12 protein-coding genes are annotated in these 11,824 nt (G+C 70.0%); 7 read left to right on the forward strand and 5 right to left on the reverse strand.

Translation table 11 applies throughout. The features are described from left to right. The first annotated feature begins 30 nt into the window (after window positions 1-30). The 6 genes from G582_RS0112475 (at window position 31) to G582_RS0112505 (ending at window position 7,266) form a co-directional block, all read left to right on the forward strand. Window positions 31-1,503 carry a bifunctional ADP-dependent NAD(P)H-hydrate dehydratase/NAD(P)H-hydrate epimerase gene (locus G582_RS0112475; protein WP_028840118.1) on the forward strand — a complete coding sequence of 491 codons (1,473 nt, stop codon included), beginning with the start codon at window positions 31-33 and terminating at the stop codon, window positions 1,501-1,503. Window positions 1,504-1,507: 4 nt separating this feature from the next. Continuing rightward, on the forward strand, window positions 1,508-1,963 hold the full coding sequence (tsaE, locus tag G582_RS0112480) for a tRNA (adenosine(37)-N6)-threonylcarbamoyltransferase complex ATPase subunit type 1 TsaE (protein WP_028840119.1): 456 nt from the start codon (window positions 1,508-1,510) through the stop codon (window positions 1,961-1,963). Between the two features lie 106 nt (window positions 1,964-2,069). Beyond that, window positions 2,070-3,536, forward strand: coding sequence for an N-acetylmuramoyl-L-alanine amidase (locus G582_RS16625; RefSeq protein ID WP_051247231.1), 1,467 nt, complete (start codon window positions 2,070-2,072; stop codon window positions 3,534-3,536). Window positions 3,537-3,614: 78 nt separating this feature from the next. Further along, window positions 3,615-5,405, forward strand: coding sequence for a DNA mismatch repair endonuclease MutL (gene mutL, locus G582_RS0112495; protein ID WP_028840120.1), 1,791 nt, complete (start codon window positions 3,615-3,617; stop codon window positions 5,403-5,405). Continuing rightward, window positions 5,384-6,337 (forward strand): DUF1684 domain-containing protein, encoded by a 954-nt coding sequence (locus G582_RS0112500; RefSeq protein WP_028840121.1) that lies wholly within the window; start codon window positions 5,384-5,386, stop codon window positions 6,335-6,337. Before mutL ends, G582_RS0112500 begins: the two co-directional genes overlap by 22 nt. Next, window positions 6,337-7,266, forward strand: coding sequence for a TraB/GumN family protein (locus G582_RS0112505; protein ID WP_083961209.1), 930 nt, complete (start codon window positions 6,337-6,339; stop codon window positions 7,264-7,266). Before G582_RS0112500 ends, G582_RS0112505 begins: the two co-directional genes overlap by 1 nt. Window positions 7,267-7,276: 10 nt before the next feature. On the opposite strand, the gene rnfB is transcribed toward G582_RS0112505, so the two are convergent. From rnfB to G582_RS0112530, 5 genes are all read right to left on the reverse strand, one after another. Further along, window positions 7,277-7,684, reverse strand: coding sequence for an Rnf electron transport complex subunit RnfB (rnfB, locus tag G582_RS16630; RefSeq protein WP_051247235.1), 408 nt, complete (start codon window positions 7,682-7,684; stop codon window positions 7,277-7,279). A gap of 61 nt (window positions 7,685-7,745) precedes the next feature. Next, complete coding sequence (locus G582_RS0112515; protein ID WP_028840123.1) at window positions 7,746-8,156, reverse strand: hemerythrin domain-containing protein; 411 nt, start codon at window positions 8,154-8,156, stop codon at window positions 7,746-7,748. Between the two features lie 66 nt (window positions 8,157-8,222). Continuing rightward, window positions 8,223-10,301 (reverse strand): methionine--tRNA ligase, encoded by a 2,079-nt coding sequence (gene metG, locus G582_RS0112520; protein WP_028840124.1) that lies wholly within the window; start codon window positions 10,299-10,301, stop codon window positions 8,223-8,225. Window positions 10,302-10,370: 69 nt separating this feature from the next. Continuing rightward, the gene (locus G582_RS0112525; RefSeq protein WP_028840125.1) at window positions 10,371-10,811 is read right to left on the reverse strand and encodes a DUF2147 domain-containing protein; all 441 of its coding nucleotides are present in this window, start codon (window positions 10,809-10,811) and stop codon (window positions 10,371-10,373) included. A 53-nt stretch (window positions 10,812-10,864) separates the two neighbouring features. Beyond that, window positions 10,865-11,299, reverse strand: a complete 435-nt coding sequence (locus G582_RS0112530) for a DUF2147 domain-containing protein (RefSeq protein WP_028840126.1) — start codon at window positions 11,297-11,299, stop codon at window positions 10,865-10,867. Window positions 11,300-11,576: 277 nt separating this feature from the next. Between G582_RS0112530 and G582_RS18030 the strand changes: the two genes are divergently transcribed. After that, the coding region (locus tag G582_RS18030) for an IS1 family transposase (RefSeq protein WP_169380642.1) at window positions 11,577-11,824 on the forward strand (248 nt) is incomplete at its 3' end.

Consider the following 11,824-nt stretch of genomic DNA (forward strand, 5'->3'; position numbering starts at 1 on the left):
ATTATAGATTCGCACCCGGGAACCGCCGCCATGCACGCTCCGCTGCCGCTGTTCGACCCCGCCGCGCTGCGTGCGCTGGAGGCACGCGGCACTGTCCATTGCGATGGCGATGCCTTCGCGCTGATGGCGCGCGCCGGGCAGGCCGGCTGGCGCTGCGCGCTGAAACATTGGCCACGAGCGATGCGGATCGTGGTCGCCTGCGGGCCCGGCAACAACGGCGGCGACGGCTACGTGCTGGCGCGGCATGCGCACGAGGCCGGCCGCGAGGTGCGTGTGCTGCGCCTGGCCGAGCCGGCCAGTGAACTGGCGCGGCGCGCCTGCGCGGACTATCTCGCGTCTGGCGGGCTCATCGGCAGCGAACTGGGCGATGCCGAGCTGATCGTCGATGCCCTGTTCGGCATCGGCCTGACGCGTGCGCCGGACCTGACCGCCGCCGCGCTGATCGACGCCATCAACGCGCACCCCGCGCCGGTGCTGGCGCTGGACGTGCCCACCGGCATCGATGCCCACACCGGCAGCGCGCCGGGCGCGGCGATCGATGCCGATTGCACTCTGCAGTTCCTCGCCCGCCATCGCGGCCTGCGCACCGGCGCGGCGCTGGACCGCTGCGGCGAATTGGAGCTGGCGACGCTGGAGCTGCCGGCGTCGGCGTTCGATGGCATCGCGCCGACTGCGCTGGCCTGGCGCGCCGACGCGCTGGCCGGCTTCTTCCCGCTGCGCCCGCGCGATGGACACAAGGGCCGCAATGGCCACGTGCTGTGCATCGGCGGCGATGCCGGCAGCGGTGGCGCGATCCTGCTGGCCGCACAGGCGGCGCTGCGCAGTGGCGCGGGCCTCGTCAGCGTGGCGACCCGCGAGGCGCACGTGCCGGCGCTGCTGGCGCGTTGCCCGGAAGCGATGGTGCATGCGGTGGAAGGCACGGCGGAACTGCTGCCGCTGCTGGCGCGCGCGGACGTGCTGGCACTCGGCCCGGGGCTGGGGCAGGGCGAATGGGGCCGTGCCCTGTTCCATGCCGCGCTGGCCTGCAACAAGCCGCACGTGCTGGATGCCGATGCGCTCAATCTCCTGGCGTCGACGGGCGCCCCACTGCACGCGGACGACATCGTCACCCCGCATCCGGGCGAGGCCGCGCGCCTGCTGGGCGGCACCACCGCGGAGCTGCAGCGCGATCGTTTCGCGGCGGCCGTCGCCCTGCAGGTGCGGCTGGGCTGCACGGCGGTCCTGAAGGGCGCCGGCAGCATCGTGCAGGCCGCGGGCCACCCGTCCGCGGTGATCTGCGCCGGCAATCCCGGCATGGGCACCGGCGGCATGGGCGATGTGCTGACCGGGGTGGTCGCGGCGCTGCGCGGCCAGGGCTTCGATGCGCATGACGCGGCGGTCGCCGGTGCGCTGCTCCACGCCGCCGCGGGCGATGCGGCCGCGCGCGAGGATGGCGAGCGCGGCCTGCTGCCTTCAGACCTGCTGCCGTGGTTGCGCAGGTTGGCCAATCCGGTGCGACGATAGCCGGATGTCCGATTTCCTTCTTCCCGATGCCGCCGCCACCGAAGCGCTGGGTGCGCGGCTGGCGCAGACCCTGCCCGAGCGCGCGGTGATCCAGCTGCACGGCGATCTCGGTGCCGGCAAATCCACCCTCGCACGCGCGCTGCTGCGTGCGCTGGGCGTTACCGGCACCATCCGCAGTCCCACCTACACGCTGGTCGAGCAGTACGCGCTGCCCGCCGGCGGGCTGGCCCTGCACCTGGACCTGTACCGGATCGGCAATCCGGGCGAACTGGAGTTCCTCGGTCTCGACCCGGCCGAAGCCCGGCTGTGGCTGGTGGAGTGGCCGGAGCGCGGGCAGGGCGCGCTGCCGCCGGTGGACCTGGACATCGCGCTGGCGGTGGACGGCGATGGCCGTCGCTGCCGGCTGGATGCGCGGACCGCGACGGGCCGGCAGTGGCTGGCGGCGATCAGCATGGCCTGAAGTTGCGGGTGCAAGCTCTGCACGGGTCGAGGAAAGTTCTGCAGGTCACGGATTATTCAGGGAAAAGTGCTTGCGTCTGCTCTCGACAGGTGCTTAACTCCCGGCCATGCGTCCGATGGGGAACCGCTGCAATCGCGTCTTGCCGGCAGCCATGCTGCTGGCCGCGTTCGCCTGTTCTCAGGTAAATGCTTCTGAAATCAAGCAGTTGCGCATCGAGACCGGTGCCACCGGTACGCGCGCCGAACTCCATCTGGACAAGGCCGGCGAGTACCGGCTGATTCCGCTTTCCAATCCCGATCGGCTGGCGGTGGACTTCCCCGCCAGCCATCTGGCGCGCGGCCTGGCGCTGCCGGCGGCCGCCGGCATGGTCAAGGCCGTGCGCACCGGGCAGCCCGTCCCGGGCACGGTGCGGGTGGTGTTCGACCTGGCCAGCAAGGTCAGGGCGATCCCGACCACGCTGGATACCGCTGCGTCCGGCACCGTGCTGGTGCTGGAATGGCCGGGCGATCCGGCACCGACGACCGCCGCCGCGCCCACCGCGACGCCCGCCATCGCCACGATCGAAAAGCCCGTCACCGCCGGCCCGTCGCCAGCGACCGGTACGCCTGCCGCCGCCGATCCCATCGCCGCCTTCGCTGCCGCCGCGACGCCGACGCAGCCGGCGCCGGCCAAGCCCGCGGTCGCCGCGACGCCCGTACCTCCGCCCGCCGCCACGCCCTCCGTGCAGCAGGCCGCGCCGGCCATGCCCGCGCCGCGGCCGTTGTCGCAGGCAGGCACCCGCCCATTGGTGGTCGCCATCGATGCCGGCCATGGCGGCCAGGACCCCGGCGCGCACGGCCCCAACGGCACCCGCGAGAAGGACATCACCCTGGCCATCGCCCGCGAGCTGGCCCGGCAGGTCAACGCCACGCCGGGGCTGAAGGCGTTCCTGACCCGCGACAGCGATGTGTACATCCCGCTGAACCACCGCGCCCGTCGCGCCAGCGCCAACCGCGCCGACATCTTCCTGTCGATCCATGCCGATGCCGCCGAGAACCGCGGTGCGCGTGGCTCGTCCGTGTATGTGCTGTCCACCCGCGGCGCATCCTCGCAGCGCGCGCGCTGGCTGGCGGACAAGGAAAACGCGGCCGACATCATCGGCGGCGAACGCGTGCGTGTGGCCGACAACACCCTCACCTCGGTGCTGCTGGACCTCACCCAGAGCGGCAACATGAAGGCGTCCGAAGACGCCGCCGAGCACGTGCTGGGCGGCCTGAAGCGGGTCGGCAACAACCACAAGCCGGACGTCGAGCGCGCCAATTTCGCGGTGCTGCGCACCTCCGACAAAATGCCGGCGATGCTGGTGGAAACCGCCTTCATCTCCAACCCGGATGAAGAGAAGCGGCTGGCCGACCCGACCTTCCAGCGCACCCTCGCCAGTGCGATCCTGGACGGTGTCGACCGCTACTTCTCGCGCCAGCCGCCGCCGGGCACGCTGTATGCCGCGCGCGCGCAGGCCAGCCAGTCGGCGCAGATCCCGTCGGGCGGTCGGACGCTGGACATCGCCGCGGTGGGCGCCGGCGGCAGTCCCTGACGCGGCGACGGTTTTCCGCCTTCGATACGTTCCGCCGCGCAGCGGATACAACGGGCGTGGCCGGCTAGAATCCTCCGGGTGAGCATCCGTCAACTCCCCGATACCCTGATCAACCAGATCGCCGCCGGCGAAGTGGTCGAACGACCCGCGTCCGTGGTCAAGGAACTGGTCGAAAACGCGCTGGACGCCAGCGCCAAACGCATCGACATCGACCTGGAAGAAGGCGGCGTGCGCCTGATCCGCATCCGCGACGACGGCGGCGGCATCGCGCCCGAGGAATTGCCCCTGGCAGTCAGCCGCCACGCCACCAGCAAGATCGCCAGCATCGACGATCTGGAAGCGGTGGCCACGCTTGGCTTCCGCGGCGAAGCGCTGCCGTCGGTCGCTTCGGTCAGCCGCTTCCGCCTCGCCTCGCGCAAACGCGATGCGGAGCACGGTGCGGAGCTGCGCATCGATGGCGGCAGGCTGGGCGAGGTCGCGCCGAACGCGCATCCGCACGGCACCACGGTGGAGGTACGCGACCTGTTCTTCAATGTTCCGGCGCGGCGCAAGTTCCTGCGTGCCGAGCGCACCGAGCTGTCGCATATCGAGGAATGGCTGCGCACGCTGGCGCTGGCGCGGCCGGACGTCGAGATCCGGGTGAGCCACAACGGCAAGCCGTCGCGGCGCTGGAAGGGCGAGGGCCACCTGCTCAGCGACGTGCGCCTGCACGAGGCGCTGGGCGAGGAGTTCGCACGCAACGCGCTGCGCGTGGACCACGCCGGCGCCGGCATGCGCCTGCACGGCTGGATCGCGCAGCCGGCCTACAACCGCGCCAGCGCCGACCAGCAGTACCTCTACGTCAACGGCCGCAGCGTGCGCGACCGCAACATCGCCCACGCGGTGCGGCAGGCCTACAGCGACGTGCTGTTCCACGGCCGCCATCCGGCCTACGTGCTGTTCCTCGAACTCGACCCGCGCGGCGTGGACGTCAACGTGCATCCGGCCAAGCACGAGGTGCGCTTCCGCGAATCGCGCCTCGTCCACGACTTCGTCTACCGCACCCTGCACGCCGCGCTGGCGGACACCCGCGCCGGCAGCATGGCCGCGCCCACGCCGCCGATGATGGCCAGCGGCGTGGATGCGCCGCGCTGGGCGATGCCGCAGGCGCCGCAGCAGCAGGCCATCGGCCTGCGCGTGGGCGATGCGCCCGCCGCGTATGCCGCGCTGTACGCGCCGCGCGAGGACGCAGTGGCCGTATCGATGACGCCCCCGATGCCGATGCCGGACGACGCGCCCGGCGGCATGCCGCCGCTCGGCTTCGCCGTCGCCCAGCTGCACGGCATCTACATCTTGGCCGAGAATGCCGACGGCCTGATCGTGGTCGACATGCACGCCGCCCACGAGCGCATCGGCTACGAGAAGCTGAAGGCCGCGCACGACGGCGCCGGCCTGCGTACCCAGCCGCTGCTGGTGCCGGGCAGCCTTGCGGTGTCCGAGCGCGAGGCCGATATCGCCGAGCGCGAGGCCGACACGCTGGCGCAGCTCGGCTTCGAGGTGCAGCGCAGCGGCCCGCAGTCGCTGCTGCTGCGCAGCGTGCCGGCGCTGCTGGCCCACGGCGACGTGGAGGCACTGCTGCGCGACGTGCTCACCGACCTGCGCGAACACGGCAACACCCGCCGGGTGGCCGAGACCCGCGACGAGCTGCTGGCCACCATGGCCTGCCACGGCGCGGTGCGCGCCAACCGCAGGCTCACCATTCCCGAGATGAACGCGCTGCTGCGCGAGATGGAAGCCACCGAACGGTCCGGCCAGTGCAACCACGGCCGCCCCACGTGGACGCGTTTTTCGCTGGCGGAGATGGACAAATGGTTCCTGCGCGGACGTTGATCCTGCTCGCCGTCGCCGCACTGGCGGTGGCCGCCTGCAATCGCTCCAGCGAGCCCAGCGCGGCGCAAGAAGCCGCGAAGGCGAAGGCCGCGGCCGAGTTCGCCGCGTCCGAACAGGCGTGGCGCGCGCGGCGATTGGCGGAACTGACCAGGCCCGATGGCTGGGCCAGCCTGATCGGCCTGCACTGGCTGGATGCGGGCGCGCACCGCGTCGGCAGCGCCGCCGACAACGGCATCCGCCTGCTGCTGGGCCCGCCGCACCTGGGCGTGTTCAGCGTGGGCGACGGCAAGGCACGCTTCGTGGCCGATGCGGCGGTCACCATTGATGGCGAGCCCGGCAAGGGCGGCGCGCTGCGCAGTGATGTCGACGCCGGCGGCCCCAGCGTGATCGGGTTCGACGACGGCAAGGGGCGGGCCACGGTGATCGAGCGGGGTGGCCGGCTGGCGCTGCGGGTCAAGCACAGCGATGCCGACAGCCGGGTGCATTTCGCCGGCCTGCAGTACTGGCCGGGTGGCCCGCAGTGGCGGGTGCAGGCGCGCTTCATCCCGCACACGCCCGGCAAGACCCTGCCGATCGCCAACATCATCGGCACCACCGACGAGATTCCCAACCCCGGCGTGGTCGAGTTCACCCGCAACGGCACGCCGTTCCGGCTGGAGGCGCTGGACCAGGGCGAAGGCACGCTGTTCCTGGTCTTCGCCGACCGCACCAGCGGCCACGGCAGCTACGGCGCCGGACGCTTCATCGACGCGCCGATGCCGGATGCGCAGGGTCGCCTGCTGCTCGACTTCAACCGCGCCTACAACCCGCCGTGCGCATTCACCCCGTTCGCCACCTGCCCGCTGCCGCCGCCGGAAAACCGGCTGGACTTGCGGGTGGACGCCGGCGAAAAAACCTATCGCAAGCCCGAATCATCCTCCAAGGACGCCTGATGAAATCCCGATTGCTCGCCCTGGCGCTGTGCGCGCTGCTGCTCCCCGCTGCCCATGCCGACCAGCCCACCGCGACCGCCCGAAACCAGGCGATCAAGCGCCCGCTGCTGTGGAAGGTGTCCGACGCCGACAACTCGGTCTATCTGCTCGGCTCCTTCCACCTGCTCAAGCCCGACGACTACCCGTTGCCGGTGGAAGTGGACCGCGCTTTCGACGACAGCGCTTCGCTGTTGTTCGAGGTCGACCCGGCGGCGCTGACCTCGCCTGACGCGATGGCGGTGATGCAGAAGTACATGGCCTACGAGGATGGCAAGAGTTTGAGTACGGTGTTGCCCAAGGCCACGCTGGAGAAGCTGTCCACGCTGGTGTCGGCCGGCGGCGGCAGCGTGCAGGCGCTGGAGCACAGCGAGCCGTGGGCGGTGAGCCTGGGCCTGGTGCTGGGCGTCACCCGCGCGATGGGCTTCAGCCAGGAGCTGGGGCTGGACCGCAAGCTGATGGCGCGCGCCAGCGAGGCCGGCAAGCCGGCAGCGGGACTGGAAACGGTGGAGGACCAGATGCGCGCGATGGACGCAGTGCCCTATGCCGAGCAGGCGCAGGGCATGCACGAATTCCTGTCCGACCCGCAGAAAGCGGTCCGCCAGATGAACGACATGCATGCCTGGTGGCGCGCGGGCGATGTGGCCAAGCTGGACAGCGAGATGCGCGCGGAGATGGCGCAAAAGACCCCGGAGAGCTACCGCCTGCTCGACGTCGAGCGCAACCGCGCGTGGCTGCCGCAGGTGGAGAAGCGCCTGTCCGAGTCGAAGAAGGACAACACGCTGGTGGTGGTGGGCTCCTTGCACCTGCTGGGCAGCGACGGGCTGGTGGAACAGCTGAAAGCGAAGGGCTACACGGTCGAGCGGATCTGCGACAGCTGCAGGACGGACTGAGTCACCGGCGCTACACGCCGGCCTGCATCACGATGCAATCCACCGGGCAGGCCGGCACGCACAGTTCGCAGCCGGTGCACAGCGCGTCCAGCACGGTGTGCATGTGCTTGGGGCCGCCAAGGATGGCGTCCACCGGGCAGGCCTGGATGCACTTGGTGCAGCCGATGCAGTCGGCTTCGATGATGAAGGCCAGTTCGCCGGGCTTGTGCATGCCGCGATTGCGATCATAGGGCCGCGGCGCGACGCCCAGCACCGCAGCCAGCGCACGCGCGCCGGCATCGCCGCCGGGCGGGCAATGGTCGATGCCGGCTTCACCGCGGGCCATCGCCTCGGCGTAGGGGCGGCAACCGTCGAAGCCGCACTGCCCACACTGGGTCTGCGGCAGCAGGCGGTCTAGGCGTTCGACGAGATCGGTCATGGTGCGCTGCCGTTGCCTGGCGCGGGCCAAGCGGCGCGGTGGTGCGCGCAGGCCGGATCGTTCACAGCGACTCGGCGAGAGGCAGCAGCTCGCGGTCCTCGTGCTGGATGCGCGCATGCAGCGCATCCAGCAGGCAGGCGGCTTCGTCCCGGAAGCGCTCGGGCTCGGCGCCGATCCGTATGGTCGTGTCCCAGCGCGCGGCGAAGTCCTCATAGGCCGCTGCCAGCCCGCCCATCTCGTGCTGGAAGCGCTTGCCGATGACGGCGACCTGCGCATCGCTGGCGTTGGCCAGTGCCGGGTACAACATGCGGTCCTCGATCGCCAGGTGCAGCTTGATCGTGGCGCTGAGCTTGCGTAGCTCCACGAAGAGGGCATCGGCGCTCTCCGCAACGCCCGTCGCCAGCAGCCGGCGCAGCTCGTCCATGCTGGCGTAGAGGGCTTCGTGGTCGCTCCTGATGCTGCTGGTGTTCATCGATCTTTCAAAGGGCGAAACCGGTGCGTGGAAGTATGGACCTTTACAGTGAGTCCGGTGTTGCGCTCAGCGCACCGGCATCCCGGGTTGCGCACCTGCATCGGCGTCCAGCAGCGCAAGCGTGCCGCCATCGAAGCCGGCGGACAGGATCATGCCTTCGCTCAGGCCGAAGCGCATCTTGCGCGGCGCGAGGTTGGCGATGAACACCACGCTGCGGCCAACCAGCCTTTCCGGTTCGCCATAGCTGCCGCGGATGCCCGAGAAGATCTGCCGCTGGCCCAGCTCGCCCGCATCCAGCAGGAAGCGCAGCAGCTTGTCGGAGCCGTCCACGAACCCGCATTCCAGCACCTTGCCGATGCGCAGGTCGAGCTTGGCGAAGTCGTCGATGCCGATGTAGCTGCCGGCGTCGGCGGCCGGCGCGGCGGTGGGTGCTTCTTCCTTCTTCACTGGCTTCGCTTCCGTCTTCTTGGTGGCTGCCGCGGGCATGGGCGCGGCCAGCGTGTCCTTCGATGCGTCCACCATCGCCTCGATCTGCTTCGGGTCGATGCGGGTGAACAACGGTGTGTAGGCGTTGATGCCGTGCGAGAGCAGCGGGGCGTCGAGGTCGCCCCAGCCGTTCACCGGTGCGGCGAGGAAGGCGGCGGCCTGCGCGCTGGTGCGCGGCAGGATCGGCGCCAGCGCGGCGGCGAGAACGCGGAACAGGTTCAGGCCCTGCGTGCACACGCTCTGCAGTTCGGCATCCGCGCCTTCCTGCTTGGCGATCACCCACGGCTTGCGGTCGTCGATGTACTTGTTGGCCTCGTCCGCCAGCGCCATCGTCTGGCGGATGGCGGCGGCGGCATCGTTGCGTTCAAAGGCTTCGCGCACGCCTTCCAGCGCGGCGACGAAGCGCGCGTACTGGCCCGGATCCGGCAGCGCATCCGCCAGCCTGCCGCCGAAGCGCTTGTCGATGAAGCCGGCGCAGCGGCTGGCCAGGTTGACGAACTTGCCGACCAGGTCGCTGTTCACCCGCGCGGTGAAATCGGCGAGGCTCAGGTCGAGGTCGTCGACGCCGCCCGAGGACTTCGCCGCGAAGTAATAGCGCAGCGCCTCGGGATCCAGCCCGGCATCGAGATAGGTGCGCGCCATGATGAAGGTGCCGCGCGACTTCGACATCTTGGCGCCGTCCACGGTCAGGTAGCCGTTGACGTGCAGGCGGGTGGGCGCGCGCATGCCGGCGCCGTGCAGCACCGCCGGCCAGAACAGGCCGTGGAAGTTGACGATGTCCTTGCCGATGAAATGGTGCAGCTCGGCGTCGCTGCCGGGCTTCAGGAAGACGTCGAAGTCGACGCCGGCCTTGGCGCACAGGTTCTGGAAGCTGGACAGGTAGCCGATCGGCGCGTCCAGCCAGACGTAGAAGTACTTGCCCGGCGCGTTCGGGATCTCGAAGCCGAAATAGGGCGCGTCGCGCGAGATGTCCCATGCGCGTAGGCCGCCCTCGGCGTCCAGCCATTCCATCAGCTTGGCCTTCACCCCCGGCAGCATGGTGTCGCTGGCCAGCCAGTCGCGCAGGAAGGCTTCGAAGCGGCCGACCTCGAAGAAGTAGTGCTCGGAGTCGCGCATCTCCGGGGTGGCGCCGGACACCACCGACTTCGGTTCGATCAGGTCGGTGGGGCCGTAGGTGGCGCCGCAGACCTCGCAGTTGTCGCCGTACTGGTCGGCGGCCTTGCAGTTCGGGCAGGTGCCCTTGATGTAGCGGTCGGGCAGGAACATGCCCTTGGCCGGATCGAAGAACTGCGCCACGCTGCGGCGGGCGATGTGGCCGCCGGCATCGAGGCGCGCATAGATCTGTTCGGTCAAGGTCCGGTTGGCGGCCGAGTTGGTGGAGTCGTAGTGGTCGAAGGCCACGCCGAAGGCGGCGAAGTCGCGCTCATGGCCTTGCTGGATCGCGGCGATGAAGGCCTCGGGCGTGGTCCCGGCCTTCTCGGCGGCCAGCATGATCGGCGTGCCGTGGGTATCGTCGGCGCAGACGTAGTGCACCGTGTCGCCACGCATCCGCCGCGCCCGCACCCAGATGTCGGCCTGGATGTAGCCGACCAGGTGCCCCAGGTGCAGCGGGCCGTTGGCATAGGGCAGGGCGTTGGTGACGAGCGCGGAGCGGGGCATGGGCGTGGGGCGCTTGAGGGGGCGCCGATTATCGCATGCGCTGCCGCGGCTACCGGCCGCCTTTGCTGCTCACTCGCGTTGCCACACCTGCTGCCGGCAGAACATCGCGATGCAGCCGGACATGCCCAGCGCCCGCCCGCTTTCCAGCAGTGCAAGCTTGGCGCGGTAATCCTTGCCGTTCTCGGGGTCGAGCACGCGCCCGCCCGACCAGCCGCCGTCGCCATCGGGGCGCAGGCCCCACAGGATCACCAGCCCGCGGATGGGCTTGCCGTGCAGCGGCCCCTTGCAGGCCTTGCAGGGCGGGTTGGGCCCGTCCTTGAGATCGAGGATGTCGACCACCCGACCGGCGAGGCTGCCGTCGCGGGCGCGGTAGATCTCCACCACCGACTTGGGCTTGCCGGTGGCGTCATCGATGGTTTTCCAGCGCCCCAGCGGCGCTTCCTGGGCGGGCACGGCGGCGGCCATGACCAGCAGCAGACCGGCGAAGATCGCGCGTCCCCACTGGCGCAACGCGCCGGAAACGGCCCGGGAAACGGGCCGTCCGGATGGCGCGCGGAGGGTGGTCAATCCACCCGCACCCAAGTGGCGGTGCGGCAGATGAAAGCCACGCAGCCCTTCACTTCGAGCTTCTTGCCGCCGTCCACCAGCTTGATCGACTTGGCGGTGAAGTTGCGGTCTTCCGACGGCTTGTAGCCGTTACCGCCGCCCCAGGTCCCGTCCTTGTTGGCCTTCAGGTTCCACAGGGTGACGATGCCGACCATCGGCTTGTTCTGGTGCTGCCCACTGCAGGTGGTGCAGGTGGCGGGAACGCCCACCGCTTCCACGATCTTCGCCGCCAGGGTGCCGTTCTTGGCCTCGTAGACCTCCGAGATCGTCATGACCTTGCCGGTCTTGTCGTCCAAGGTCTTCCACTTGCCGACCGGCGAGGTGGCGGAGTGCTGAGCGGTCGCCGCGAACGACAGCGACGCCAGCGCCGCTGCCAGGATCATCTTGCGCATGTACCTTCCCTCCGGGGATCAGCGGGGCGCGACGCGCCCCTTGGTTTCCTTATAACCCATCCGGCAGGGTATGGAACAGGCATGCCGGGTTCGCCATGACGGCGGGGTTGGCGCTGCGCGGGACGCCTTGGGCTCCAGACACGCGTATTGCGCCACCTGCGCAGTGCACCAAAAAAAAGGCGCTGTTCGCGTTGGCTGTTGATCGTCTCAATCTGTGAGCCTGCCTACCTGCATGGTTTCGTCACGGCTCGAAGGTTTCGGGCGGCGGGAGACCGGGATGCGCGCACGTGAACTCAAGCGTTGGCTGGCAGAAGCGGAACGGCTGACACCGGCCCAGCAGGAGCAGGTTCTGGCAAAGCTGCAGGGCCAGCGGTCTCAGGGGCTGGTGGCGCGTTTGCTGTCCGATCGCGTCCCGACGAAGTGCCCGCATTGCTCGGACACTCGTATCGTTCGTCATGGTCAAGCCGCTGGCGTTCAGCGCTTCCGCTGCCGGGGCTGCGGGAAGACGTTCAACCCGCTGACCGG

Source organism: Thermomonas fusca DSM 15424 (assembly GCF_000423885.1).
GTDB classification, from domain to species: domain Bacteria; phylum Pseudomonadota; class Gammaproteobacteria; order Xanthomonadales; family Xanthomonadaceae; genus Thermomonas; species Thermomonas fusca.